Annotated in this window: 21 protein-coding genes; 11 read left to right on the top strand and 10 right to left on the bottom strand. The window is 68.8% G+C overall.

Translation table 11 applies throughout. The annotated features are described in order from the left end of the window. Nucleotides 1–209: 209 nt before the first annotated feature. Nucleotides 210–1,034, bottom strand: coding sequence for an oxidoreductase (locus tag ACFU5K_RS26165; RefSeq protein ID WP_384065886.1), 825 nt, complete (start codon nucleotides 1,032–1,034; stop codon nucleotides 210–212). Between the two features lie 102 nt (nucleotides 1,035–1,136). Here ACFU5K_RS26165 and ACFU5K_RS26160 point away from each other — a divergent pair, with 102 nt between their 5' ends. Continuing rightward, the gene (locus ACFU5K_RS26160) at nucleotides 1,137–2,132 is read left to right on the top strand and encodes an ATP-binding protein (protein WP_384065884.1); all 996 of its coding nucleotides are present in this window, start codon (nucleotides 1,137–1,139) and stop codon (nucleotides 2,130–2,132) included. A gap of 21 nt (nucleotides 2,133–2,153) precedes the next feature. Here ACFU5K_RS26160 and ACFU5K_RS26155 read toward each other — a convergent pair whose 3' ends face one another. Further along, nucleotides 2,154–3,476: a hypothetical protein gene (locus tag ACFU5K_RS26155; RefSeq protein WP_384065882.1), complete on the bottom strand. Its 1,323-nt coding sequence runs from the start codon at nucleotides 3,474–3,476 to the stop codon at nucleotides 2,154–2,156. A gap of 300 nt (nucleotides 3,477–3,776) precedes the next feature. On the opposite strand from ACFU5K_RS26155, the gene ACFU5K_RS26150 reads away from it, so the two are divergent. The 6 genes from ACFU5K_RS26150 to ACFU5K_RS26125 all read left to right on the top strand — a co-directional run bounded on the left by ACFU5K_RS26150 (nucleotide 3,777) and on the right by ACFU5K_RS26125 (nucleotide 12,300). Then, entirely contained in the window at nucleotides 3,777–6,272 is a 2,496-nt protein-coding gene (locus ACFU5K_RS26150; protein WP_384065880.1) for a SulP family inorganic anion transporter, read from the top strand. 185 nt (nucleotides 6,273–6,457) lie between these two features. Then, nucleotides 6,458–8,425 carry an acetate--CoA ligase gene (acs, locus tag ACFU5K_RS26145; RefSeq protein ID WP_384065878.1) on the top strand — a complete coding sequence of 656 codons (1,968 nt, stop codon included), beginning with the start codon at nucleotides 6,458–6,460 and terminating at the stop codon, nucleotides 8,423–8,425. A gap of 588 nt (nucleotides 8,426–9,013) precedes the next feature. Then, nucleotides 9,014–10,447 (top strand): Na+/H+ antiporter NhaA, encoded by a 1,434-nt coding sequence (gene nhaA / locus ACFU5K_RS26140; protein WP_384065890.1) that lies wholly within the window; start codon nucleotides 9,014–9,016, stop codon nucleotides 10,445–10,447. A 39-nt stretch (nucleotides 10,448–10,486) separates the two neighbouring features. Beyond that, a complete protein-coding gene (locus ACFU5K_RS26135) occupies nucleotides 10,487–11,017 on the top strand; it encodes a phage holin family protein (protein WP_384065876.1) in 531 nt (176 codons plus the stop codon). Further along, a complete protein-coding gene (locus ACFU5K_RS26130; RefSeq protein ID WP_384065874.1) occupies nucleotides 11,014–11,991 on the top strand; it encodes an alpha/beta fold hydrolase in 978 nt (325 codons plus the stop codon). The genes ACFU5K_RS26135 and ACFU5K_RS26130 overlap by 4 nt, the downstream gene beginning before the upstream one ends. A gap of 105 nt (nucleotides 11,992–12,096) precedes the next feature. Further along, nucleotides 12,097–12,300, top strand: coding sequence for a hypothetical protein (locus tag ACFU5K_RS26125; protein ID WP_384065872.1), 204 nt, complete (start codon nucleotides 12,097–12,099; stop codon nucleotides 12,298–12,300). Between the two features lie 222 nt (nucleotides 12,301–12,522). Here ACFU5K_RS26125 and ACFU5K_RS26120 read toward each other — a convergent pair whose 3' ends face one another. The 3 genes from ACFU5K_RS26120 to nth all read right to left on the bottom strand — a co-directional run bounded on the left by ACFU5K_RS26120 (nucleotide 12,523) and on the right by nth (nucleotide 15,460). After that, nucleotides 12,523–13,728 (bottom strand): MarP family serine protease, encoded by a 1,206-nt coding sequence (locus tag ACFU5K_RS26120; protein WP_384065870.1) that lies wholly within the window; start codon nucleotides 13,726–13,728, stop codon nucleotides 12,523–12,525. Between the two features lie 91 nt (nucleotides 13,729–13,819). After that, nucleotides 13,820–14,557, bottom strand: coding sequence for an NUDIX hydrolase (locus ACFU5K_RS26115; protein ID WP_384065868.1), 738 nt, complete (start codon nucleotides 14,555–14,557; stop codon nucleotides 13,820–13,822). 81 nt (nucleotides 14,558–14,638) lie between these two features. Next, nucleotides 14,639–15,460 carry an endonuclease III gene (nth, locus tag ACFU5K_RS26110; protein ID WP_384065888.1) on the bottom strand — a complete coding sequence of 274 codons (822 nt, stop codon included), beginning with the start codon at nucleotides 15,458–15,460 and terminating at the stop codon, nucleotides 14,639–14,641. 274 nt (nucleotides 15,461–15,734) lie between these two features. Here nth and ACFU5K_RS26105 point away from each other — a divergent pair, with 274 nt between their 5' ends. Continuing rightward, nucleotides 15,735–16,409, top strand: a complete 675-nt coding sequence (locus tag ACFU5K_RS26105; protein WP_014046869.1) for a Crp/Fnr family transcriptional regulator — start codon at nucleotides 15,735–15,737, stop codon at nucleotides 16,407–16,409. A 109-nt stretch (nucleotides 16,410–16,518) separates the two neighbouring features. On the opposite strand, the gene ACFU5K_RS26100 is transcribed toward ACFU5K_RS26105, so the two are convergent. The 4 genes from ACFU5K_RS26100 to ACFU5K_RS26085 form a co-directional block, all read right to left on the bottom strand. Further along, nucleotides 16,519–17,349: an MBL fold metallo-hydrolase gene (locus ACFU5K_RS26100; RefSeq protein WP_384065866.1), complete on the bottom strand. Its 831-nt coding sequence runs from the start codon at nucleotides 17,347–17,349 to the stop codon at nucleotides 16,519–16,521. After that, a complete protein-coding gene (locus ACFU5K_RS26095; RefSeq protein ID WP_384065864.1) occupies nucleotides 17,346–18,272 on the bottom strand; it encodes an NUDIX hydrolase in 927 nt (308 codons plus the stop codon). The genes ACFU5K_RS26100 and ACFU5K_RS26095 overlap by 4 nt, the downstream gene beginning before the upstream one ends. A 136-nt stretch (nucleotides 18,273–18,408) precedes the next feature. Further along, nucleotides 18,409–18,879, bottom strand: coding sequence for a RidA family protein (locus ACFU5K_RS26090; protein ID WP_384065862.1), 471 nt, complete (start codon nucleotides 18,877–18,879; stop codon nucleotides 18,409–18,411). Next, the gene (locus tag ACFU5K_RS26085; RefSeq protein ID WP_017947820.1) at nucleotides 18,879–19,037 is read right to left on the bottom strand and encodes a DUF4177 domain-containing protein; all 159 of its coding nucleotides are present in this window, start codon (nucleotides 19,035–19,037) and stop codon (nucleotides 18,879–18,881) included. Before ACFU5K_RS26085 ends, ACFU5K_RS26090 begins: the two co-directional genes overlap by 1 nt. Nucleotides 19,038–19,108: 71 nt before the next feature. On the opposite strand from ACFU5K_RS26085, the gene ACFU5K_RS26080 reads away from it, so the two are divergent. Beyond that, nucleotides 19,109–20,143 carry an ArsA family ATPase gene (locus tag ACFU5K_RS26080; protein ID WP_384065860.1) on the top strand — a complete coding sequence of 345 codons (1,035 nt, stop codon included), beginning with the start codon at nucleotides 19,109–19,111 and terminating at the stop codon, nucleotides 20,141–20,143. After that, nucleotides 20,140–21,573: an ArsA family ATPase gene (locus tag ACFU5K_RS26075; protein ID WP_384065858.1), complete on the top strand. Its 1,434-nt coding sequence runs from the start codon at nucleotides 20,140–20,142 to the stop codon at nucleotides 21,571–21,573. Before ACFU5K_RS26080 ends, ACFU5K_RS26075 begins: the two co-directional genes overlap by 4 nt. Nucleotides 21,574–21,612: 39 nt before the next feature. Here ACFU5K_RS26075 and ACFU5K_RS26070 read toward each other — a convergent pair whose 3' ends face one another. Further along, complete coding sequence (locus ACFU5K_RS26070) at nucleotides 21,613–21,978, bottom strand: WhiB family transcriptional regulator (RefSeq protein WP_384065856.1); 366 nt, start codon at nucleotides 21,976–21,978, stop codon at nucleotides 21,613–21,615. Nucleotides 21,979–22,570: 592 nt separating this feature from the next. Between ACFU5K_RS26070 and ACFU5K_RS26065 the strand changes: the two genes are divergently transcribed. Further along, nucleotides 22,571–24,799 carry a transglycosylase domain-containing protein gene (locus tag ACFU5K_RS26065; protein WP_384065854.1) on the top strand — a complete coding sequence of 743 codons (2,229 nt, stop codon included), beginning with the start codon at nucleotides 22,571–22,573 and terminating at the stop codon, nucleotides 24,797–24,799. Nucleotides 24,800–24,871 lie beyond the last annotated feature (72 nt).

The following is a 24,871-nucleotide window of genomic DNA, read 5'->3' as shown; positions in this document are numbered from 1 at the left end:
CAGGCAACCTCTGGATGCCACCCATCGCACAGACCACCTGACCAGCCACTCTCACCAACCGTCACCGATCAGGCGCATTCCTTCTGAATGCGTACCATTTTTCGAGGACGCTTGGTAACCCGGCGGACGTGCCAGCGGCGGTACCGGAGCCGGTACCGCCGCAACTCGTTCCCCGCACCCCTCGCAGCGGGTGACGATCCGCTCCGGGTCTAAGCCGCGCCCCGTTGCAGCGCCTCGCACACTGCGGTGGACTCCCTGACGCCCAGTTCGACGGATCGTCCGCAGTGGGCGATCCACGCAGCCATACCCTCGGGCCGCCCCGAGAGATATCCCTCGAACGCCGCCACGTACGACGCGCGCCCCTGCTCGGCGTGACCGACTTCAGCGGGGCAGATCGACTTCGGATCGAGACCACTACCGACCAACACGATCCGTTCAGCGGTCCGGGCGACCAGACCGTTGTGGGAGCCGAAGGGCCGCAGGGCCAGAAGCTCACCGTGGACGACCGCAGCGGTCACCAGAGCCGGCGCGGCACTTCCGCTGATGATCAGATGCGACAGCCCCTCAAGCCTCCCGGAAACCTCGCCCGCATCGGGAAGCGGCGCTTCGATCACAGATTCCTCCACCGGCTCACCCGAGAGTCGAGGCCGGCCGACGCTGTCATCAGGCGCGGCTCCGCCCGCAGCAACAAGATGCAGACGGGCAAGCACCCGGAGTGGTGACTGGCGCCAGATGGAGAGCAGCTGCCCCGCTTCCGCCGTGAGCCGGAGGGCGGCACCGACGGTGCGCGCCTCGGGCTCACCACTGAAATCCGTACGCCTGCGGACCTCTTCAAGGTTCCAGTCGGCATTCGAGAGCGCAGCCGAGCCTCGCGCTCCGCGCAGGGCCGCTTCCGCGGTGACCTCGTTGCTGCGGCGCCGCATCACTCGATGGCCGTAGACCCGGTCCACCGCCTTGCGGACGGAGTCCACCGCGCCGGTGACACCCGGCAGGGCACCCAGGGCGGCGAGCGGGTCCGAGGGAGTCGTACTCATAAGTAGGGAGGCTACGCGTCCCCTGCGCCGATACCGCCGTGGAGTGTCCTTCTTCACGAAGGTTGAACACATGGAGCGATCAGCACGCTACCGTAGGTGAACATGAAGATCGCTTTCGTGGGGAAGGGCGGCAGCGGCAAGACGACGCTGTCCTCGCTCTTCATCCGCCACCTCGCCGCCAACGAAGCCCATGTCGTCGCCGTGGACGCCGACATCAACCAGCACCTCGGAGCCGCCCTCGGTCTGAGTGAGCATGAGGCCTCCGCGCTGCCTGCTATGGGATCCCAGCTACCCCTCATCAAGGACTACCTCCGCGGAACGAATCCGCGCATCACCTCCTCGGCAACGATGATCAAGACGACGCCGCCGGGGCAGGGGTCGCGGCTGCTGCGCGTCCGCGAGGACAACCCGGTCTATGAGGCCTGCGCCCGCACGGTCACGCTCGACGACGGGGAGATCCGGCTGATGGTCACCGGGCCGTTCAGCGAGTCCGATCTCGGAGTCGCGTGCTACCACTCGAAGGTCGGCGCGGTCGAGCTCTGCCTCAACCACCTGGTCGACGGCCCGGACGAATATGTAGTGGTGGACATGACGGCCGGTTCGGACTCGTTCGCGTCCGGGATGTTCACGCGTTTCGACATGACCTTTCTCGTCGCCGAGCCGACCCGGAAAGGCGTGTCCGTCTACCGCCAGTACAAGGAGTACGCGCGCGATTTCGGGGTCGCGCTGAAGGTGGTCGGCAACAAGGTGCAGAGCCAGGACGACCTCGACTTCCTGCGCGCGGAGGTCGGTGAGGACCTACTGGTCGGTGTCGGCCATTCCAACTGGGTGCGCACGATGGAGAAGGGCCGGCCTGCACCGTTCGACCTGCTGGAGGCGGACAACCGGATGGCTCTGCAGGCTCTGCAGAATGCCGCGGAGGACTCGTACGAGCTGCGCGACTGGGAGCGCTATACCCGCCAGATGGTCCACTTCCACCTGAAGAACGCGGAGAGCTGGGGCAACGAGAAGACGGGCGCCGACCTGGCTGCCCAGGTCGACCCCGCCTTCGTCCTGCATGAACACCGCATGGATGCGGGCGTTGCCCAGTCGGTCTGAACGTACGAGGAAGGCGACGGGTCAGCCCTGTCCGGCGTTTCCTTCGCCACCCACGCCTGCCGGCTGACGGTCCGGCCCGGCAGGCGCGGCGCTCCCTGGGGCGTTGCCCCGAGCCGCGCCCGCGAGGAAGGGACCCCATCCCGGCTTGGGCGTCTGGCCCACCTTCAGCGTCTCAAGCCTGGCGAGTGTCGCGGGGTCCTGCGCGTCGAGCCAGTCGGCGAGTTGACGGAAGGAGACACATTGCACATCCTGCTTGGTACACACGGTCTTGATCGTCTCCTCGATGGCACGCATGTACGTGCCACCGTTCCAGGATTCGAAGTGGTTACCGATAATCAGCGGGGCCCGGTTTCCGTTGTAGGAGCGGTCGAACGCCTGAAGCAGACCGTCGCGCATCTGGTTTCCCCAGTACGCGTGCTTGGCCGGATCACCCTGTGTCGTGCCGGACTGGTTGAACATGAAGTTGTAGTCCATCGACAGCGTTTCGAACGCCCGGCCCGGCACGGGGACGAGCTGCAGCGGGAGGTCCCAGAGTCCGTCCTTCTTCGAAGGCCAGACCTGGTTGCCGATGCCGCTGGAGTCATAGCGGAAGCCCATCGTCCGTGCTGCCGCAACCATGTTCTTCTGTCCCTCGAGGCAGGGAGTGCGGGCGCCGACGAGCTCCTTCTCGTAGTCGAAGGGCAGCGGTGCTTCGGCCTTGAGGGCCGGGACGTTGGTCTTCCAGCTCTTCACGAACGACTTCGCCTGGCTGATCTCGCTCTTCCACTCATCGACGGACCAGGTGCCGACGCCCCCGTCCGGGCCGCAGAAGTGCCCGTTGAAGTGGGTGCCGATCTCGTTGCCGTCCAGCCATGCGGCCCGGAGTTCGGTCAGGGTATTGCGAATTCCCTCGGCGTCGTTGAACCCGATGTCCGAGCGGCCCGCCGCATGCTGCGGCGGATCGTAGAGTGACTTCTTCTCCTCCGGCAGGAGGTAAACGCCGCTGAGGAAGTACGTCATTTTCGCGTCGTACTTCTTGGAGACGGCCCGGAAATGCGAGAACAGCTTCTGACTGTCCTCGCCCGCGCCGTCCCAGGAGAACACCACGAACTGCGGCGGCTTCTGACCGGCTTTCAGGCGCTTCATCGCGGGGAGCTTCGGCTGAGCCCCGGTAAAGGCAGTGGAACCGTCACCGATGAGGGTGACCGCCGCCTTCGGCGCCGCGGCCGGCGAGTTGCCTTCCGCCGGCTTCTTTCCGGCACCGGGGCCCGCGGCCCCTGTGCCGAGGCCCGAGCAGCCGGCCAGGCCGGCAATCAGCGCCGTGACCACGGCGCCCAGGGCGATTCGCTTCGCGACGGCCATCATCCGTCCACCCTCTTCCTTGCAGGAGGTCGCGCGCCTTAGCGCCGACACGGCGCGGCCAACCTCACACGCGGAGCTGCGGGAACCAGTACGACAAGCCGGATGAAAAGCTGCTTATTCACTTGAACGAGTGACCAAATGGGCTATTTGCTCGAAAACATGGACAGCACTCTTTACTCTCCATTACGATTCGTTTACTGAGAGTTGGAACATCCCGCCGCTTCACCCCACCGCCGCACGCCGTGATCCACGGCCGCCGTCACTCGCATACCGCGACCGCGATGCCCCGGAGGAGACGGGAACATGTCTGCCTGCGTCCCTACCCGCAATGACCACTCACCCCGCAGTTCGCGCCTGTCCCGGGTGTCGGGCTTCAAGCGGCCCCACGGTTCACCGCCCCGCCGCGGACGTTTCCGCGTCTCCGGTGCCGACCTGTCCGCGTCGATCACCGTCTTCCTCATCGCCGTTCCCATGTCGCTCGGCCTGGCTGTGGCGATGGACGCCCCCTTGGCGGCCGGGTTGGTCTCGGCGGCGATCGGTGGCATCGTCGCCGGGCTCCTCGGGGGCACCCCCCTCCAAGTCAGTGGCCCGTCCGCGGGACTGACGGTAGTGACGGCCGAGTTGATTCAGATCTACGGGTGGCGCACCACCTGTGCGATCACCGTCGGCGCAGGGCTCCTGCAGATTCTGCTCGGTTCGCTGAGAGCCGCCCGTAGCGCCTTGGCAGTCAGCCCCGCCATCGTGCACGGCACGCTCGCGGGCATCGGCGTGGCGATCGCGCTCGCTCAGGTCCACATCGTGCTCGGCGGAGCGCCCCAGAGTTCCGCACTCGACAACGCGCTTTCACTCCCGTCCCGCCTGGCGCAGTCCGAGCCTGCCGCCCCCCTCGTCGGCGCGCTGACGATCGCCCTTCTGATCGGGTGGCCGCGTATGCCAGGCCGGATCGGAGCGATGACTGGAAGGATTCCGGCCGCGCTCGCCGCCGTCGCCGTCGCGACGGTCGTAGCCGCCGTGGCCACGCCGGAAATCGCCCGGGTCGACCTGCCGTCATGGCGCTCGCACGTGCTGCCCGAGGTGCCTCACGGCCCTGTGGCCGCCTTGGCGACCGCGGTGTTCACCGTCATGCTCGTCGCGAGCCTGGAGTCCCTCCTGGCCGCTGTCTCCGTGGACAAGATGTCCGCCGACCGGGCGGCGTCGGCGCCGGCGGACGGGGCGGCACCCCCGAGGCCGGTCAAGCGCTCCGATCTCGACCGGGAACTGCGAGCCCAGGGCGTCGCCAACACACTGTCAGGACTTGTCGGAGGACTGGCGGTGTCCGGTGGTGCGGTGCGCAGTTCCGCGAACGTGCGGGCGGGCGCGGAGAGCCGCGCTGCCACGGTGCTGCACGGCGTATGGGTGCTGCTGTCGACCGCTCTGCTGGTCACGGCGCTCGAATGGATTCCTCTGGCCGCGCTCGCCGCTCTGGTGATGGTGGTCGGCATCCAGATGGTCAGCTTCGCCCACATCCGCAAGGTCCATAAACACCGCGAATTCCTGGTGTACGGGGCCACCATCACCGGCGTGCTCCTCACCGGCGTGCTCGAGGGGGTGGCGATCGGCATCGTCGTGGCGGTAGCCGTCGCCCTTCACCGGCTGGCCCGCACAAGAATCACGGTGACGGAGCAGGGGGGCCGCTACCTGGTGGCTGCTCGTGGACAGCTGACCTTCCTCGCAGTACCACGGCTGAGCCGCACCCTCGGCCGGCTACCGCACGGGGTCGACGCCGTGGTCGAGTTGGACGGCTTCTTCATGGACCACGCGGCCTACGAGACGATCCAGGACTGGTACGCGGCTCAGACCGCGATGGGTGGCCGGATCGAGTTCACCGGACGTTCCGGAGGCCGGATCGCCGAGCCGGCGTCGGCAGCCCACTCCTGCTGCCGGCCGTGGACACCCTGGCGCAATCATCACTGTCACGACCGCGTGCCGGGGGCCCTTCCCACACCCGCCGTCACCGTCTCGCCCGCGGTCCCGAAGAAGCCTCCCACGACCCTGTCGGCCAACCCGGCCGAGCGGCAGGGCGGGCATCGGCTCCTCAGTGGCCTCAGCTCCTTCCAGCGCACCACGGCACCTCTGGTCCGTGAGGAACTGGCCCGTCTGGCGGCCGAGGGGCAGCGGCCCTCCCAGCTCTTCATCACGTGCGCCGACTCCCGCCTGGTCACGAGCATGATCACTGCGAGCGGGCCCGGCGATCTCTTCACCGTGAGGAACGTCGGAAACCTGGTGCCCCCGCCGGGCACCGCAGAGGCTGCCAACGACGACTCGGTGGCTGCCGCGATCGAGTACGCCGTGGACGTGCTGGGGGTGGAGTCCATCACCGTCTGCGGCCACTCCGGATGCGGAGCCATGCAGGCCCTGCTGGGGGCAGCCCCGGAGACACCCAGTACACCTTTGTGGCGTTGGCTGCGGCATGGACTGCCGAGTCTGGACAGGATGCGTTCGCGTCACCACTCCTGGGCTCGCATCGCGGGCAGGATGCCCACGGACGCAGTGGAACAGCTCTGCCTCACGAACGTGGTCCAGCAGCTGGAGCATCTGCGGGCACACGAGTCGGTCGCCCGCAGACTGACCACGGGTTCCCTGCAACTGCACGGCATGTACTTCCACGTCGGGGAGGCACAGGCCTATCTGCTGACCGAGGGGGTCAGTTCAGGAACGGGACCTGACGAGGTCTTCGCCAAGGTCGCTCCCGGAGTGGAGTGCGCGGTGGATGACGGTATGGAGGTCCTGATCACACCCGACAGTGCGGTCCGTGCCTGAACCGCTCGCACATCCGGTCCGTGAGACCTAGTGGTCCCGCTTCCGCGGCGCACGTCGAGGCCTGTGGAAGCGGGACATGTGGCCCCGTACACGAGGCACAGGTCTAAACCAATTCCCGGCAGACACTTGTCACCTGGCCGCCAGCCTGATGAGCTGTCCTCCGGGACACAACGGACACCCTGGGAATGGGAGATGTCGTGAGCAACGAAAGCCTGGCCAATCTGCTCAAGGAGGAGCGGCGGTTCACACCGCCTGCCGATCTGGCCGCGAACGCCAACGTGACAGCGGAGGCGTATGAGCAGGCCGAGGCGGACCGGCTGGGCTTCTGGGCCGAGCAGGCCCGTCGCCTGACCTGGGCCACGGAGCCGACCGAGACACTGGACTGGAGCAATCCGCCCTTCGCGAAGTGGTTCGCGGACGGCAAGCTCAACGTCGCGTACAACTGCGTGGACCGGCACGTCGAGGCGGGCAACGGCGACCGTGTCGCCATCCACTTCGAGGGCGAGCCTGGCGACAGCCGCGCGATCACCTACGCGGAGCTGAAGGACGAAGTCTCCCGTGCCGCCAACGCTCTCACCGAGCTGGGCGTCTCCAAGGGGGACCGCGTCGCGGTCTATCTGCCGATGATCCCGGAGGCTGCCGTCGCGATGCTGGCCTGCGCCCGCATCGGTGCCGCGCACTCGGTGGTCTTCGGCGGGTTCTCCGCTGACGCCATCTCGGCCCGTATCCAGGACGCCGACGCCAAGGTGGTCATCACCGCCGACGGCGGTTACCGTCGCGGCAAGCCATCCGTTCTCAAGCCCGCCGTCGACGCCGCCGTCTCCCGTATCGACAGCGTCGAGCACGTCCTCGTGATCCGGCGCACCGGACAGGACACCGCCTGGACCGAGGGCCGTGACGTCTGGTGGCACGAGATCACCGCCCGGCAGCCGGCCGACCACACCCCTGAGGCGTTCGACGCTGAGCATCCGCTGTTCATCCTGTACACCTCGGGTACCACGGGTAAGCCGAAGGGCATTCTGCACACCTCTGGCGGCTACCTGACCCAGGCGGCCTACACGCACCACGCGGTCTTCGACCTCAAGCCCGAGTCCGACGTGTACTGGTGCACCGCCGACGTGGGCTGGGTGACCGGGCACTCCTACATCGTCTATGGTCCGCTGGCCAACGGCGCGACGCAGGTCATGTACGAGGGCACGCCGGACACCCCGCACCAGGGGCGCTTCTGGGAGATCGTCCAGAAGTACGGCGTCAGTATCCTCTACACCGCGCCGACCGCGATCCGTACGTTCATGAAGTGGGGGGACGACATCCCCGCCAAGTTCGATCTGTCATCCCTGCGCGTCCTGGGTTCGGTCGGTGAGCCGATCAACCCCGAGGCGTGGGTCTGGTACCGCAAGCACATCGGCGCCGACACCTGCCCGGTCGTGGACACCTGGTGGCAGACCGAGACCGGCGCGATGATGATCTCGCCGCTTCCCGGAGTCACGGCCACCAAGCCCGGTTCCGCTCAGCGGGCCCTGCCCGGCATAAGCGCGACCGTTGTCGACGACGAGGCCAACGAGGTACCCGACGGCGGGGGCGGCTATCTCGTCCTCACCGAGCCGTGGCCGTCGATGCTCCGCACCATCTGGGGCGACGACCAGCGCTTCATCGACACCTACTGGTCGCGCTTCGAAGGCAAGTACTTCGCGGGCGACGGCGCCAAGAAGGACAACGACGGGGACATCTGGCTGCTCGGCCGGGTCGACGACGTCATGCTCGTATCCGGACACAACATCTCCACCACCGAGGTCGAGTCCGCTCTCGTCTCACACCCGTCGGTGGCCGAGGCGGCAGTGGTCGGCGCCAACGACGAAACGACCGGCCAGGCCATCGTCGCCTTCGTCATCCTGCGCGGCACCGCCACCGCATCCGAGGAACTGGTAGCGGAACTCCGCAACCACGTCGGCACCACCCTCGGTCCGATCGCCAAGCCCAAGCGGGTCCTGCCGGTCGCCGAACTGCCCAAGACCCGGTCGGGCAAGATCATGCGGCGCCTCCTGCGCGACGTCGCCGAAAACCGCGAGCTCGGAGACGTCACGACACTCACCGACTCCTCGGTCATGGCCCTCATCCAGACACAGCTCCCCACGGCGTCCTCCGAGGACTGATCGCGGGCTGTCCGCGGGCTTGGACACAACGGAACGCGACGCGGACCCGCCACGAGCAACGTGGACGACCGACCCGGCCGACGCGGACGGAACCGGCCCGCGTTCGACACGCGTTCCGCTGATACCGCCAGGAGGGGCACCCGGCACCGCCGGGTGCCCCTCCTGCTGCCTGAGCGGGGCGGTACACCGAGCGCGGGGCACAGAGGGACAAGCGACGGGCACAAAGGGACAGCCCGCACGCGAGCGGACAGCGGACACGCAAGAGATACGCGCCCGCCGCAGAGCGGATGGCACCGGATCCGGATAGCGTTCCGATCACCCCTCTGGTGTGGCGGCCCCGCCGACGGAGCATGGCGAGCAGACGCTCTCACCTCCTGTCGGACGCGCTCGCCCAGGACGTGCTCGCCCAGGACGTGCTCACCGCAGCAGGCGTGTCGCTTCGGGCCAGGAGCGTTACGATCGCTCAAGCGTGCAGCACATACACGTGAGCCGCGCGTGCGGCGACAACTTCATATGACATCTCCACAGGGGCGCCGGGAAGTCTGGTCGGCAGGTGAATCCGCCATGCGTGAATCCGCCATGCCACAAATGCCGCAAGCCGACCCGGAGGTTTCTCTCGTGGCCCCGCCCGCTCCCCAGTCCGATCGCCGCAGCACCCTGTTCGGCCGACTCCCACTGCCCGAGCGGAACTACGTCGCAGAAGCGCTGCGCACCGAGACGGTCGGCGGCGTCATCCTGCTGGCCGCCGCCGTCGCCGCGCTGATCTGGGCCAACGTCTACGGCTCGGCCTACATCTCGGTCAGCGAGTTCCACTTCGGTCCGGAGTCCCTGGGTCTGGACCTCTCGGTGGCCCACTGGGCGTCCGACGGGCTCCTTGCCGTCTTCTTCTTCGTCGCAGGCGTCGAACTGAAACGAGAACTGGTCGCCGGTGAGCTCCGTGATCCCCGCGCAGCGGCCCTGCCCGTCGCGGCGGCACTGTGCGGCATGGCCGTCCCAGCGGTCGTCTACGCCCTGACCGCCTGGCTCGGTGGAGGGGCCACCACCGGCTGGGCGGTGCCCACGGCCACGGACATCGCGTTCGCGCTCGCCGTCCTCGCGGTCATCGGCACCTCACTGCCGGCGGCGCTGCGGGCTTTCCTCCTGACACTCGCGGTCGTCGACGACCTCTTCGCCATCCTCATCATCGCGGTCTTCTTCACCGAGGACATCGACTTCCTTGCGCTCGGCGGGGCGTTCGTCGGCCTTGCCGTGTTCTACCTGCTGCTGCGCACCGGAGTGAAGGGCTGGTACATCTACCTCCCCCTGGCGCTGGTGGTCTGGGGGCTGATGTACAACAGCGGCATCCATGCCACGATCGCCGGCGTCGCCATGGGGCTCATGCTCCGCTGCACCAGGCGTGAGGGCGAGACGCATTCCCCCGGGGAGCGCATCGAGCATGTGGCCCGCCCCGTGTCGGCCGGTGTCGCCGTTCCGTTGTTCGCGCTCTTCTCGGCCGGTGTCATCCTCAAGGGTGATGCTCTCGCCGGTGTGTTCACCCGGCCCGAAACCCTCGGAGTGGTCCTCGGTCTTGTCGTCGGCAAGACCGTGGGCATCTTCGGCGGCACCTGGCTCGTCACCCGCTTCACCAAGGCGCGGCTGAACGAGGATCTGGCCTGGGCGGACGTCTTCGCAGTGGCCACACTGGCCGGCATCGGTTTCACCGTTTCGCTCCTCATCGGCGAACTCGCGTTCGCCGGAGACGAGGACATGATCAACGAGATCAAGGCAGCGGTGCTCATCGGTTCCCTGATCGCGGCCATAGTCTCCGGTGTACTGCTCAAACTCCGGGTACGCAGATACAGGGCCCTGTACGACGCGGAGGAGCTCGACGAGGACGGATCGGGGATTCCCGACGTGTACGAGCAGGACGACCCCGAGTACCACCTGCGCATGGCCGCGCTCTACGAGCGGAAGGCCGCGGAACATCGCCGCCTTGCCGAACAGGCGGGGGCAGCGAGCAGCAAGCCGGACAGTCCGGCATGATCGGACTTCGGATGTACGCAAGAGGAGAGGGAGTCAGGGATGAGCGACCCCGGCAACTACGCGGGCAGCACCGACCGTAGTATCGGCCAGCTGTTCGCTTCGGCGACGGCCGAGATGTCCGCGCTGGTGCACGACGAGATCGCGCTGGCGAAGGCCGAGGTGCGTCAGGACGTCAAGCGCGGTGTGATCGGCAGCGTGGCGTTCATCGTCACCGGCGTGCTGATCCTCTTCGCGATTCCTGTGCTGAGCTTCGCCGCGGCCTACGGAATCCACAATCTCGGGCTCGGTCTCGCCTGGTCGTTCCTGATCGTGGGCGGTGCGTTCATCCTGTTGGGCGTGCTGCTCGCCCTCTTCGGGCGGGCCAAGTTCAAGAAGGTCAAGCCGCCGGAGAAGTCCATCGCTTCGGCCAAGCAGACCGCTGCGGTGCTGCAGGGCGTCAAGCCGCACCCCCGCCCGTCCGTGACTACGGTTGCGATCGAACAGGCCCAGGGCAGTTCGATCGCCGACCGGGCGGTCGAGGGCCGTCCGGTCCTGGACAAGCCCGCCGCTGTGACACGCTCATCCACATGACCGACCCCGATTTCAGCGCGTCCGGCCCGGTTGGCCCGTTGGGAGCGGCCGCCGGTTCCGGTGGCCCCGTCCGTATCGAAGGGCCCTGGACCCACCGCGATGTGGCGGCCAACGGCGCACGTTTCCACATCGCCGAGCTCGGTGACGGGCCGCTGGTGCTGCTGCTGCACGGCTTCCCGCAGTTCTGGTGGACCTGGCGCCATCAGTTGACCGCCCTGGCCGACGCCGGATACCGCGCGGTGGCGATGGACCTGCGCGGAGTCGGTGGCAGCGACCGTACGCCCCGGGGCTACGACCCGGCCAACCTTGCGCTCGACGTCACCGGGGTCATCCGCTCGCTCGGCGAGCCTGACGCGGCCCTGGTGGGTCACGACATGGGCGGTTACCTCGCCTGGACGGCAGCCGTGATGCGCCCCAAGCTGGTGCGGCGGCTCGTGGTGTCGTCGATGCCGCATCCGCGGCGCTGGCGTTCCTCGATGGTGTCCGATCTCGCTCAGTCCCGGGCCGGCTCGCACGTGTGGGGTTTCCAGCGCCCGTGGGTTCCGGAGCGTCAGCTCGTCGCGGACGAGGCCGCGTTGGTTGCCCGGATGATCCGTGACTGGTCAGGCCCCCGCACCCCCGGGTTCCCCGATGATGCGACGGTGGACGTGTACCGCCGGGCGATGTGCATCCCGTCGACTGCGCACTGCTCGATCGAGCCGTACCGCTGGATGGTCCGCTCCCTGGCGCGTCCGGACGGCGTCCAGTTCAACCGCAGGATGAAGCGCCCGGTGCGCGTGCCGACGCTGCACCTGCACGGTTCGCTGGATCCGGCGATCAGGACGCGTAGTTCCGCGGGATCTGGCGAGTACGTCGAGGCACCGTACAGGTGGCGACTTTTCGACGGTCTGGGTCACTTCCCCCACGAGGAGGATCCGGTCGGGTTCTCGACCGAACTCGTCAACTGGCTCAAGGACACTGAGCCCGACCGGTGACCGATGGGCACACGTGTCTGACGAACAGCCACTTGCCTGCCGCATAAGCCAATTGGCTGACTCGCACGCGATTACCGACCTTGAGTCGAGGGCAGACGTCGGGGTATGGGCTGGACGCGCGACTTCAGTGACGCAGCACGCAACCGCCGCTCGACCGCTCCTGCTGGTCCGAGCATTCACGAGGGGGGCGGCTCCCGGAGCCGGGTGCACGATGTGAAGGATTTTCACGATCTCCGACTGGGAATTCCGCGCATCCTGACGCGCCGGGCGCGCTGGGTGTCGGCGCGGCTCCGTCATCCCCGCGGATGACGGGCACGCCTCCGTAACACACACCACGCACAGGCCCCGGACCTCCAAGTTCCGGGGCCTGTGCGTGACGGCGTACCGGCGGGCGCCGCTCCCGGATCTCGTCCGGATACGGTTCCCCGCTTCGTTCGGCCGGGCTACCCCGTCTGAGGTCCTCACCGCCGAGGAGACGCCGCTTCCGGGCACCTCACATGCCCTCCCCGGTCCGGGGAGGGCACACGGCTCTCAGAGAGCGCATCCCTGACTGTCGACGTGCTGGGCCGACGACTTGCCGAGGTCGATGTCCTGACGGATCTCGTCGGCGGTCAGTGCGTACCCCGTGTCCGGGTCGTCGAGCGACTTGGCGAACACCACTCCGTAGACCTTGCCCTCGGGGGTGAGCAGCGGGCCACCCGAGTTGCCCTGGCGCACGGTCGCGAACAGTGAGTACACATCGCGCCGCACGGTGCCCCGGTGATAGATGTCGGGGCCGTTGGCGTCGATGCGGCCCCGGATACGCGCGGAGCGCACGTCGTAGGCGCCGTTCTCCGGGAAGCCGGCGACGATGGCGCTGTCGCCGCTCTCCGCGTCGTCCTCCGTGCCGGTGAAGCGCAGCGGCTCGGCGTCGAGATCGGGTACGTCCAGTACGGCGATGTCGCGCTGCCAGTCGTAGAGCACGACCCTGGCGTCGTACAGGCGGCCTTCGCCGCCGATCTGCACGGTCGGCTCGTCGACGCCGCCGACCACGTGCGCGTTGGTCATCACCCGGCGGTCGGAGAACACGAAGCCGGTGCCTTCGAGGACCTTGCCACAGCCGGGCGCCATGCCGACGACCTTGACGATGGACTTCTTCGCGCGGGCGGCGACAGGGCTGCCGACCAGCGCCGGATCCGGAGGCTCCACCTCGGTGATGGGCTCGTTGGCGAAGGGACTGAAGACCTGCGGGAAGCCGTTCTGCGCGAGGACGGAGGAGAAGTCGGTGAACCAGTTGGACGCCTGAGCGGGCATCACCCGGGAGACACCGAGCAGCACCGAGGAGCTGCGGACCTCCTTGCCCAGGGTCGGCAACGACGTACCCGCCAGGGCGGAGCCGATCAGCCAGGCGACGAGCAGCATGGCCACCACGTTCACCAGCGAGCCGCCTGTGGCGTCCAGGGCGCGCGCCGGTGACCAGGTGATGTACCGCCGGAGTCTGCTGCCGAGGTGGGTGGTGAACGCCTGCCCCACCGAGGCGCACACGATCACGATCACGACCGCGACGATGGCGGCGGTGGAGGAGACCTCGGACCCGTCGGTCGCCTGGTCCCAGATGACCGGCAGCAGGTAGACGGCCGCGAGGCCCCCGCCCAGGAACCCGATCACGGACAGGATGCCGACGACGAAACCCTGGCGGTAACCGATGACCGCGAACCACACGGCGCCGACGAGCAGCAGGATGTCGAGCACGTTCACCGTCTATAGCCTCGCAGATTCGTCACCTGGCCCGTCCGGTTGGACGGGGTCCGGGCCAGGCCCGGAACAGCGCAGCACGGGGGTCAGCCTGTCATGCGCGCCAGTCGAGCGGCACCTGCTTGGTCCTGTCCCAGGGGCGTTCCCATCCCGCGTAGTGCATAATCCTGTCGATCACACCGGCTGTGAAGCCCCACACCAGTGCGGATTCGACCAGAAATGCCGGGCCCTGGTGACCACTCGGGTGGACTGCCGTCGCCCGGTTGGCGGGATCCGTGAGATCCGCCACGGGAACCGTGAAGACCCGTGCGGTCTCGGCCGGATCGACGGCGGCCACCGGGCTCGGCGTCCGCCACCAGCCGAGGACCGGCGTGACGACGAAGCCGCTCACCGGGATGTAGAGCCGCGGAAGCACGCCGAAGAGCTGGACACCGCCCGGATCGAGCCCCGTCTCCTCCTCGGCCTCCCGCAGCGCGGCTCGGAGCGGTCCGGTGGTCGTGTGGTCACCGTCCTCGGGGTCGAGAGAGCCGCCGGGGAAGGACGGCTGACCAGGGTGGGAGCGCAGGGAACCGGACCTCTCCATCAGGAGCAACTCCGGACCGCACTGGCCCTCACCGAACAGGATCAGGACCGCGGACTGGCGTCCCGCACCGCTCTCGGGCGGCAGGAAGCGGCTGAGCTGCCGGGCCCGGACGGTCCGCGCAGCGTGGGCGACTGGGTCGAGCCAGCCCGGCAGCCCGTCCGTGGTGACGGCGATCGCGTCGTCGATGGCCGTGTCCGTCTCCTCTGAGGCCGCCGCGTCAGCGGCACGTGTCTTCTGTGCGTGCGTCATGTGCACCCCCGTCGATCCAACGCCTGTCGTCGGCCGTTTCGTTCCGCACGGGCCCGGCCCGCGGGTCCGGCGCGGGTGGATTCACCCGGCTCCCAGCGGCGGAGCCGGGCTGCCCGGATAGTCCGGGGGAGGGCTGAGGCGCTGCCCCGGATAGCCGCCCATCTCGTACTTCAGGAGCTTCTTCGCCTTCTCCGGATCGGTCTCGCCCTCGCCGTAGGCGGGACAGAGTGACGCGATGGGGCAGGCACCGCAGGCCGGTCTGCGGGAATGGCAGATACGGCGGCCGTGGAAGACCACGCGGTGCGAGAGCATCGTCCACTCGCTCTTCGGGAAGATCGCGGCGATCTCCGCCTCCACCTTCTCCGGGTCCTCCTGCTCGGTCCACTTCCATCGCCGGACCAGCCGGCCGAAGTGGGTGTCCACCGTGATGCCGGGCACTCCGAACGCGTTGCCGAGGACGACGTTGGCCGTCTTGCGCCCGACGCCGGGCAGCTTCACCAGATCCGCGAGGCGGCCCGGCACCTCACCATCGAAGTCGTCCCGCAGAACGGCCGACAGGCCCATCAGGGACCGCGCCTTGGCCCTGAAGAAGCCGGTCGGGCGGATGACCGTCTCCAGCTCCTCCGGTACAGCGGCGGCCATGTCCTCGGGGGTCGGATAGGCGGCGAAGAGCGCGGGGGTGGTCTGGTTGACTCTCAGGTCCGTGGTCTGGGCGGAGAGGACCGTGGCGACCAGGAGCTCGAAGGGATTACGGAAGTCGAGCTCCGGGTGGGCGTACGGATAGACCTCGGCGAGCTCGCGGTTCATCCTGCGGGCGCGGCGGACCATCGCGAGATGCGACTCCGGCTTCGCGGACCTGTTGGCCGATGCCCCGGCCTGCCCCTTCGCGGCATTCTTACCAATTCGCGCACCGTGTTCGCCCACGGCGGAATTCTTGTCTCCCGACACCCCATCAGCCCCCTTCGCCTGCGCTGTCACGGGCGTTCCGGACACCCGGCCAGCCTAGAGCCAGCCGCTGACATCCGCCCCGGTCACCGCGCGTCCGCGCCCGATCGGCCCCCTGCCGTAGGGTCCGGCACGCCCGTGCGTCAAACTGGTTTGTGATCGATCGCACTGTTTTACCGTCCGGCATCATGGAAACCACGCTTCCCTGAACAGGCCGACAAGGAGAGAACTCGTGGACGACGTTCTGCGGCGCGCCCCGCTTTTCGCGGCGCTCGATGACGAGCAGGCCGCGGAGCTCCGCGCCTCGATGAGTGAGGTGACCCTCGCGCGCGGCGACGCGCTGTTCCACGAGGGCGACCCGGGCGACCGCCTGTACGTGGTCACCGAGGGCAAGGTGAAGCTCCACCGCACCTCCCCCGACGGGCGGGAGAACATGCTGGCCGTCCTCGGCCCCGGTGAGCTGATCGGTGAGCTGTCGCTCTTCGACCCTGGTCCGCGCACGGCCACCGCGACCGCTCTCACCGAGGTCAAGCTCCTCGGCCTCGGTCACGGAGACCTCCAGCCCTGGCTGAACGCCCGCCCCGAGGTGGCCACCGCACTGCTCCGTGCCGTCGCCCGCCGGCTGCGCAAGACCAACGACCAGATGTCCGACCTGGTCTTCTCCGACGTGCCGGGCCGTGTCGCCCGGGCGCTCCTCGACCTGTCGCGCCGCTTCGGCGTGCAGTCCGAGGAGGGCATCCACGTCGTACACGACCTCACCCAGGAGGAGCTGGCCCAGCTGGTCGGCGCCTCCCGCGAGACGGTCAACAAGGCACTCGCGGACTTCGCGGGCCGCGGCTGGCTGCGCCTGGAGGCACGTGCCGTGATCCTGCTCGACGTGGAGCGGCTGGCCAAGCGCTCCCGCTGACGCTCCACCGCGTGCGCGGTGCACCGGGTGACACGCCGCCCCTCGATGAGTCACGACCGTCGGAAAAGGCCCCACCGGCCGGTGGGGCCTTTTCCGTGAATCCGGCCGGTCAGATCAGGCCGTGCTCCGTCAGGTACTCCATCTGCGCCCGCACCGACAGCTCCGCCGCGGGCCACAGGGAGCGGTCCACATCCGCGTACACCGCCGCCACCACCTCGGCGGGCGTCCGGTGCCCCGCCTCCACGGCCGTCTCGACCTGTGCCAGACGGTGGGCCCGGTGGGCGAGGTAGAACTCCACCGCGCCCTGAGCGTCCTCCAGCACGGGCCCGTGCCCCGGCAGGACCGTGTGCACCCCGTCGTCGACGGTCAGTGAGCGCAGCCGCCGCAGGGTGTCCAGGTAGTCACCGAGCCTCCCGTCCGGGTGGGCGACGACGGTGGTCCCACGCCCCAGGACCGTGTCCCCCGTCAGCACGGCCCCATCGGCCGGCAGGTGGAAGGACAGCGAGTCCGACGTGTGCCCCGGGGTGGGCACCACCCGGAGTTCGAGTCCGCCGGTCGTGATCACGTCACCCGCCGCGAGCCCCTCGTCCCCCAGGCGCAGCGCCGCGTCCAGGGCCCGCACCTTGGTGCGCGTGAGCTCCGCGAAACGCGCCGCTCCCTCCGCATGGTCGGGGTGTCCGTGCGTGAGCAGGGTGAGCCCCACGCGTCTGCCCGCCCGCTCCGCCGTCTCGATGACGGCCCGCAGGTGTACGTCGTCGAGCGGCCCGGGGTCGATCACGACGGCGAGGTCGGAGTCCGGTTCCGCGACGATCCAGGTGTTCGTCCCGTCCAGGGTCATCGCCGAGGGGTTCGGGGCCAGGACGTTGACGGCGCGGTTGGTGGCGGGACCGGAGACGACCCCGCCGCGGGGCTGTCCCGGCAGTGCGGCCGCGTCGCTCATACGGGTCCGCCACCAGGGGAGCCGCCCGTTGAGGAGGGAGCCGGTCCGTCCCCCGCCGGAACGTGCTTGGTGAACTCGTCGTGCCCCGGCCAGCTCAGCACCAGCTCGTCACCGTCCATGCGGGCCTGTGCGAGTACGGGAGCGAGGTCCTGGGATTCCGCCGCCTTCAGCGCGTCCGCGGCTGTCCCGTACGGCGTCAGCGCCCGCAGGGTGGCCACGGTGGGCGGCATCATCAGCAGTTCGCCCCGGTCGTAGCCGTCGGTGGCCTCACCGGGCCGGATCCAGACCGTGCGGTCGGCCTCGGTCGAGGCGTTGCGTGTGCGCTGCCCCTCCGGGAGTGCGGCGACGAAGAACCACGTGTCGTACCGGCGCGGTTCGAAGGCCGGGGTGATCCAGCGGGCCCACGCGGCAAGCAGGTCCGAGCGCAGCACCAGGCCCCGGCGGTCCAGGAACCCGGCGAAGGAAAGCTCACGGGCGACGAGGGCCTCGCGGTCGGCCTCCCAGCCGGCACCCGTGGTGTCGCTGACGACGGTGTCGGCCGTCGGCCCGGCCAGCAGGACGCCCGCCTCCTCGTACGTCTCCCGGACCGCCGCACAGACGACGGCCTGCGCCTCGGCGGCCGTGTCGACGCCGAGCCGTCGGGCCCAGCCGTCCAGGGACGGTCCTGCCCAGCGCACGAGCCGGTCGTCGTCGCGCGGGTCGACCCCGCCACCCGGATAGGCGTAGGCGCCTCCGGCAAAAGCCATCGAGGTGCGCCGGCGCAGCATGTGGACGGCGGGAGCCCCCTCATCCGGGCCGGACGGGTCGTCCCGGAGCAGCATCACCGTGGCCGCCCGCCGGGGTGTCACAGCCGTCAGCTCGCCGCTGGCGAGGGCCCGGATACGGGCGGGCCATTCCGGTGGGTACCACTGACCGTTCGACATGGCCGGAGGCTATCCGGAACCGCGCCGATGTTCGAGTGGCCCCGGACACCGCCGGCCGTCCCGCGGAGGCGTGAGCCCGCCCGGTCGCGTGACCGGGCGGGCTCAGGGACTCAGCGGCTCAGGGAGATCAGGGAGATCAGTCCTCGACGAGTTCGACCTGGATCTCGACCTCGACGGGCGCGTCCAGCGGCAGCACCGCCACGCCGACGGCGCTGCGGGCGTGCACACCCTTGTCGCCCAGGACGTCGCCCAGCAGTTCGCTCGCACCGTTGATCACGGCCGGCTGACCGGTGAAGTCGGCGGCGGAGGCGACGAAGCCCGTGACCTTCACGACCCGCGCGATCCGGTCCAGGTCACCGGCGACCGACTTCACGGCCGCCAGGGCGTTCAGCGCACAGGTCCTGGCGAGCTCCTTGGCCTCGTCGGCCGTCACCTCGGCGCCGACCTTGCCCGTCACCGCGAGCTTGCCGCCCATCATCGGGAGCTGGCCGGAGGTGTACACGTACACCCCGGAGCGCACCGCCGGCTGATAGGAGGCCAGCGGCGGTACGACATCCGGAAGAGCCAGGCCGAGCTCGGCCAGCTTCGCCTCGACTGCGCCCGCCACTAGGACTTCTCCCGCTTCAGGTAGGCCACGAGCTGCTCGGGGTTGTTCGGGCCGGGAACAACCTGGACCAGCTCCCAGCCGTCCTCGCCCCAGGTGTCCAGAATCTGCTTGGTCGCGTGCACGAGAAGGGGCACGGTCGCGTATTCCCACTTGGTCATGAGCCGACTGTAATGCCTGGCACATGCGGCCTCGTGCGTAGCCTGCCCGCCGACTGGTTAGGCTCGAAGACGTGAGCAGGTTCCAGGTCGTCAGCGGCAAGGGCGGGACCGGTAAGACCACGGTCGCCGCCGCACTCGCGCTCGCCCTCGCGACCGAGGGAAGGCGCACCCTCCTCGTCGAGGTCGAGGGCAGGCAGGGCATCGCCCAGGTCTTCGAGTCCGAGGCCCTGCCCTACGAGGAACGCAGGATCGCGGTGGCGCACGGCGGCGGCGAGGTCCACGCCCTCGCCATCGACGCCGAGCGCGCGCTTCTGGACTACCTCCAGATGTTCTACAAGCTGGGCAGCGCCGGCCGGGCGCTGAAGAAGCTCGGCGCGATCGACTTCGCGACCACCATCGCACCGGGGGTCCGGGACGTCCTGCTGACCGGCAAGGCGTGCGAGGCCGTGCGGCGCAAGGACAAGCAGGGCAGGTTCGTCTACGACCACGTGATCATGGACGCCCCGCCCACCGGCCGCATCACCCGCTTCCTCAACGTGAACGACGAGGTGGCCGGGCTGGCCCGGATCGGCCCGATACACAATCAGGCGCAGGCCGTCATGAGGGTCCTGAAGTCCCCCGAGACGGCGGTCCACCTCGTGACGCTCCTGGAGGAGATGCCGGTCCAGGAGACCGCGGACGGCATCGCCGAGCTGCGGGCCGCGGAACTGCCCGTGGGACGGGTCGTCGTGAACATGGTGCGGCCGCACCTGCTGGACGAGGACGCGCTGCGCACCGCGTCGGGCAGCCGTCGCAAGGAGGTCGCGAAGACGCTCACCCGGGCGGGCGTGACCGGTTCGGCGGGACTCGTACGGCCGCTGATCGCGCAGGCGGCCGAGCACGCCCAGCGCGTCGGTCTGGAACGCGAACAGCGCGCGGTGCTGGCCGGGCTCGGGCTGCCCATGTCCGAGCTCCCGCTGATGGGCGAGGGGGTGAGCCTGTCGGGGCTGTACGAACTGGCCGAGGAGTTCCGCAAACAGGGCGTCGGCGACGAGACCGCGGACGCGTCGGGGCAGAAGCCCAGGGGCGGCGGGCGCCGTGGGACCGGAGAAGGGGTGGGGTCATGACACTGGGCACGGACATCGCACCGGGGCTGGACACCGACGCGCTCCTGGACGATCCGGATATCCGCATCGTCGTGTGCTGCGGATCCGGAGGCGTGGGCAAGACCACGACCGCGGCGGCGCTCGGCGTACGGGCGGCGGAGCGCGGCCGCAAGGTCGTGGTACTCACCATCGACCCGGCCCGCCGCCTCGCGCAGTCGATGGGCATCGACCAGCTGGACAACGTCCCCCGCCGTGTCGAGGACATCGACGGCGCGGGCGAGCTGCACGCCATGATGCTCGACATGAAGCGCACCTTCGACGAGACGGTCGAGGCGCACACGGATGCCGAGCGTGCCCGAGCCATCCTGGAGAACCCCTTCTACCAGTCCCTGTCGGCCGGCTTCGCGGGCACCCAGGAGTACATGGCGATGGAGAAGCTGGGGCAGCTGAGGGCTCGCGACGAGTGGGACCTGATCGTCGTCGACACCCCGCCGTCCCGGTCCGCCCTGGATTTCCTGGACGCGCCGAAACGTCTCGGCTCGTTCCTGGACGGCACGTTCATCCGGGTACTGATCGCGCCGGCGAAGATCGGCGGCCGGGCCGGGATGAAGTTCCTCAACGTCGGGATGTCGATGATGACGGGGACGCTCGGCAAACTCCTCGGCGGGCAGTTCCTCCGCGACGTACAGACCTTCGTCGCGGCGATGGACTCCATGTTCGGCGGATTCCGTACCCGGGCCGACGCGACGTACAAGCTTCTCCAGGCACCCGGTACGGCGTTCCTCGTAGTGGCCACGCCAGAGCGCGACGCGCTGCGTGAGGCCGCGTACTTCGTGGAACGGCTGGCCGCGGAGGAGATGCCGCTGGCCGGCCTGGTCCTCAACCGGGTGCACGGCAGCGAGGCCTCACGGCTCTCCGCCGAGCGGGCGCTGGCGGCCGCAGAAAATCTTGAAGACGTCGGCATTGTGGATCAGACGGCCGGGAAAGCTGGCCTTGGTGACACGGCGGACCCGGTGGTCGCAGTCTCGCCCGGAGCCCCTGAGTCACCGCTCTCCCCCGAGCCCAGCAACGAGCCGCACCGACACGAGCCGACGCAAGCCGACGGGACGTCCCGCGATCGCCGGCGGCGCGCCTCCGGGGCGGAGCGACACGACGGCACGTCGCCCGACCCGTCCGATTCACCCACGCACACGGAAGCAGACCGGCACGACACAACCGCCACGGACGACGTGTCCGTCGAGCATCTGACCGCGGGCCTGCTTCGGCTGCACGCCGAGCGGATGCAGGTCGTCGCGCGCGAGAAGCACACGCGTGACCGCTTCACGGCGCTCCACCCCGAGGTCCCGGTGACCGAGGTGGCCGCGCTGCCCGGTGACGTGCACGACCTCTCAGGCCTCAGGGCCATCGGGGAACGGCTCGCGACCGGTTCTGCTCCGGCCGGAGCTGCTTAGGGACGTCACCGGGCTTCCCCGGGGAAAGCCCGCGCGGCACTACCCCACGGCGGCGAACCTCTCGTGCAGTTCGTCGTCGTGCAGCCCGTCCTCGTCCAGGCCCACTGCTGCGGGCAGCAGACCGGTGGACCGCTCGTATTCACCGCGCGCGGTCTCCAGCAGACGGCGCCAGGACGTGACGGTGGGCCGTCGGCGCAGCAGTGCGCGGCGCTCCCGCTCCGTCATCCCGCCCCACACGCCGAATTCGACGTGATTGTCCAGCGCGTCGGCCAGGCACTCGGTCCGCACCGGACACCCGGTGCACACCGCCTTGGCCCTGTTCTGCGCTGCCCCTTGTACGAACAATTCATCCGGATCGGTAGTGCGGCAGGCTGCCTGCGCACTCCAGTCGGTTACCCAGCCCATGCCGGCGCCGTCCTCTCCCGAATCGAGGCTCCCCCACGGCGGTAGCGGCATATTCACCGCTGCCAGTTGAGGACGTTACGGAAGGTGGCGACAGCACAACACCCCCTTCGGGCCCAATCTTGAATGGCCCGAACGGACTATGCGTACGCGGCAGATCACCCAGGGGAGTGATGCGAGGACATGCGCGACCATCCCGAAAGAATCGGGACAGGATACCCAAGTCGCAACGGACATTCAGCGACACATGAGGCGAATTCGGGAGCGCCTCCGGCCGTGGCTGAAATCCGTGAAGGGCCGCGCACGGGGGTTGATACAAAATCGGACTGCTGTGACAGTTGAGAGCAGCTTAGGCCAATGCCTGCACGCCTGTCCGGCGAATGGGAACCTGGGGCGCCTCGCGTCGCCGTGCCGTCATGTCCGCGGGACGCGCGCCGCAACGCGGCTCGAACGCCATGCCGTCGACGTCACCTGGGGCCGGGCCGTGAGCAGGAAGTCGGCCCGAGCTCCCCCGGATGTCACGGTCTGGTACTCGAACGCTCCGAGGAGCCCCTGCCCCTGCGGATCACCCCTGACTACGGATTAGGCTGCCCTCATGCCAAAGAAGCGCTCAGGCGGGGGTCTCACGACGACCCAGCAGGCCGCCAAGTTCCTCGGTGTCGCCGCACTCTCCGGAGCCGTACTGGCAGGCATCGCGCTGCCGGCAGCCGGCGCACTGGGGCTCGCAGCCAAGGGGACGGTCGAGGGATTCGACGAGATCCCCTCGAACCTCAAGACCCCACCACTGAGCCAGCGGACGACGATCCTGGACAGCAAGGGCAGCACGATCGCCACCGTCTACTCGCGTGACCGCACGGTCGTCCCGCTCAAGGACATCTCCCCGTACATGCAGGACGCGATCGTCGCGATCGAGGACTCGCGCTTCTACGAGCACGGCGCGGTCGACCTCAAGGGCATCCTGCGCGCGATGAACCGCAACGTGCAGGAGGGCGGCACCGCGCAGGGCGCGTCGACGCTCACCCAGCAGTATGTGAAGAACGTCTTCGTCGAGGAGGCGGGCGACGACCCGGACAAGGTCGCCGAGGCCACCCAACAGACCCTGGGCCGCAAGGTGCGCGAGCTGAAGTACGCGATCCAGGTCGAGGAGGAGCTCGGCAAGAAGAAGATCCTGGAGAACTACCTCAACATCACGTTCTTCGGGCAGCAGGCCTACGGCATCGAGGCCGCCTCGCAGCGCTACTTCTCCAAGCACGCCAAGGACCTGACGCTGGGGGAGGCCGCGATGCTCGCCGGTCTCGTCCAGTCGCCGACCCGCTACGACCCGGTCAACGACTCGGAAGAGGCGACCAAGCGTCGTAACACCGTCCTGCAGCGCATGGTGGCGGTCGGCGACATCTCGCAGGACGAGGCCGACAAGGCCATCGCGACGCCGCTCAAGCTGAAGGTCAGGCAGCCCAAGAACGGCTGCATCACGGCGGTGAAGGGTTCCGGGTTCTTCTGCGACTACGTACGCAAGACGATCCTGACCGACCCCGCCTTCGGGAAGACGGACGAGGAACGCACGAAGCTGTGGAACCTCGGCGGCCTGACCATCAGGACCACGCTGTCCCCGCGGGCGCAGGCGGCGGCCAACGAGGCGTCCACCCTGAAGGTCAACAAGACCGACAAGATCGCCGCCTCGGTGGTGCAGGTCCAGCCGGGCACCGGCAAGATCCTGTCGATGGGCCAGTCGCGCCCGTACGGTCTGGACCAGACGAAGCACGAGACCGTGCTCAACCTGGCCGTCAGCAACAAGATGGGCGGCAGCACCTACGGCTTCCAGGTCGGCTCGACCTTCAAGCCGATCACCGCCGCGGCGGCTCTGGAGAAGGGTGTCAGCCCGGCGCAGACCTTCTCGACGGACTGGAAGATGTCCGTCCCGAAGAACAAGTACACCAACTGCTCCGGGGCACAGGGCGGCGGCGACTGGTCCGTCCAGAACGAACTGGAGGAGGAGAAGGGCACCTGGGACATGACGAGCGCGCTCGGCAAGTCCATCAACACCTACTTCGCCCTGCTGGAGCAGAAGGCCGGACTGTGCGAGACGGTCAAGATGGCCAAGAAGGTGGGCTACGAGCGCGGTGACAGCAAGCAGCTCGTGGAGGAACCCGCGATCACGCTCGGCAGTGAGGTGAGCACGCCGCTCTCCATGGCCGCGACCTACGCCGCGTTCGCCAACCGGGGCACCTACTGCACGCCGATCGCCATAGAGTCGATCAAGGACGCCAACGGCAAGAAGGTACCGGTGCCGAAGTCCACGTGCACGCGCGCGATGAGCGAGAAGACGGCGGACACGATCAACGCCATGCTCAAGGGTGTGGTCGAGGACGGCACGGGCACCCTGGCCGGCCTGTCGGACCGCGACAACGCGGGGAAGACGGGAACGACGGAAGAGCGCAGGGACGCGTGGTTCGTCGGCTACACCCCGAACCTCTCCACGGCGGTGTGGGTCGGATCCGACGGCGCCAAGAAGGTGCCGATGTACAACATCACCATCGGCGGTCAGTACTACGACAAGGTCTGCGGCGGCTGTCTGCCCGGACCTATCTGGCGGGCCGCGATGACCGGCGCGCTGGAAGCCTCGGAGACCCCCTCCTTCAACCCGGTCGCGCTGCCCCGCGGCAAGGAGAAGAAGGAAGAGGAGAAGGGGCGGGACAAGGGCCAGGGCAACGAGAACGGCGGTGGCGGTGACGACGGCAAGCCCGACCCCATCGGCGGCATCACCTTCCCGCCCGGCGTCATCGGCGGGAACGACGGCGGCGGTCAGGGCGGCAACGGTCCCTGACCTGCTGCGGCCCGCCTGACGACGGCATGAGGAAGGGGCACCCCCCGGCCGGGGGGTGCCCCTTCCTCATGG

It is taken from the genome of Streptomyces sp. NPDC057428 (genome assembly GCF_042803195.1).
In the GTDB taxonomy this organism is placed as follows: domain Bacteria; phylum Actinomycetota; class Actinomycetes; order Streptomycetales; family Streptomycetaceae; genus Streptomyces.
The sequence above is the reverse complement of the archived record's forward strand: the minus strand, read 5'-3'. Positions and strand labels throughout refer to the sequence as shown.

Excerpts from the sequence above, each read along its gene's own strand:
- ACFU5K_RS26165 (WP_384065886.1), bottom strand. The coding sequence starts at position 1,034 with ATGAGTACGACTCCCTCGGACCCGCTCGCCGCCCTGGGTGCCCTGCCG.
- ACFU5K_RS26160 (WP_384065884.1), top strand. The coding sequence starts at position 1,137 with ATGAAGATCGCTTTCGTGGGGAAGGGCGGCAGCGGCAAGACGACGCTG.
- ACFU5K_RS26155 (WP_384065882.1), bottom strand. The coding sequence starts at position 3,476 with ATGATGGCCGTCGCGAAGCGAATCGCCCTGGGCGCCGTGGTCACGGCG.
- ACFU5K_RS26150 (WP_384065880.1), top strand. The coding sequence starts at position 3,777 with ATGTCTGCCTGCGTCCCTACCCGCAATGACCACTCACCCCGCAGTTCG.
- acs (WP_384065878.1), top strand. The coding sequence starts at position 6,458 with ATGGGAGATGTCGTGAGCAACGAAAGCCTGGCCAATCTGCTCAAGGAG.
- nhaA (WP_384065890.1), top strand. The coding sequence starts at position 9,014 with ATGCCGCAAGCCGACCCGGAGGTTTCTCTCGTGGCCCCGCCCGCTCCC.
- ACFU5K_RS26135 (WP_384065876.1), top strand. The coding sequence starts at position 10,487 with ATGAGCGACCCCGGCAACTACGCGGGCAGCACCGACCGTAGTATCGGC.
- ACFU5K_RS26130 (WP_384065874.1), top strand. The coding sequence starts at position 11,014 with ATGACCGACCCCGATTTCAGCGCGTCCGGCCCGGTTGGCCCGTTGGGA.
- ACFU5K_RS26125 (WP_384065872.1), top strand. The coding sequence starts at position 12,097 with ATGGGCTGGACGCGCGACTTCAGTGACGCAGCACGCAACCGCCGCTCG.
- ACFU5K_RS26115 (WP_384065868.1), bottom strand. The coding sequence starts at position 14,557 with ATGACGCACGCACAGAAGACACGTGCCGCTGACGCGGCGGCCTCAGAG.
- ACFU5K_RS26100 (WP_384065866.1), bottom strand. The coding sequence starts at position 17,349 with ATGAGCGACGCGGCCGCACTGCCGGGACAGCCCCGCGGCGGGGTCGTC.
- ACFU5K_RS26095 (WP_384065864.1), bottom strand. The coding sequence starts at position 18,272 with ATGTCGAACGGTCAGTGGTACCCACCGGAATGGCCCGCCCGTATCCGG.
- ACFU5K_RS26085 (WP_017947820.1), bottom strand. The coding sequence starts at position 19,037 with ATGACCAAGTGGGAATACGCGACCGTGCCCCTTCTCGTGCACGCGACC.
- ACFU5K_RS26075 (WP_384065858.1), top strand. The coding sequence starts at position 20,140 with ATGACACTGGGCACGGACATCGCACCGGGGCTGGACACCGACGCGCTC.
- ACFU5K_RS26070 (WP_384065856.1), bottom strand. The coding sequence starts at position 21,978 with ATGGGCTGGGTAACCGACTGGAGTGCGCAGGCAGCCTGCCGCACTACC.
- ACFU5K_RS26065 (WP_384065854.1), top strand. The coding sequence starts at position 22,571 with ATGCCAAAGAAGCGCTCAGGCGGGGGTCTCACGACGACCCAGCAGGCC.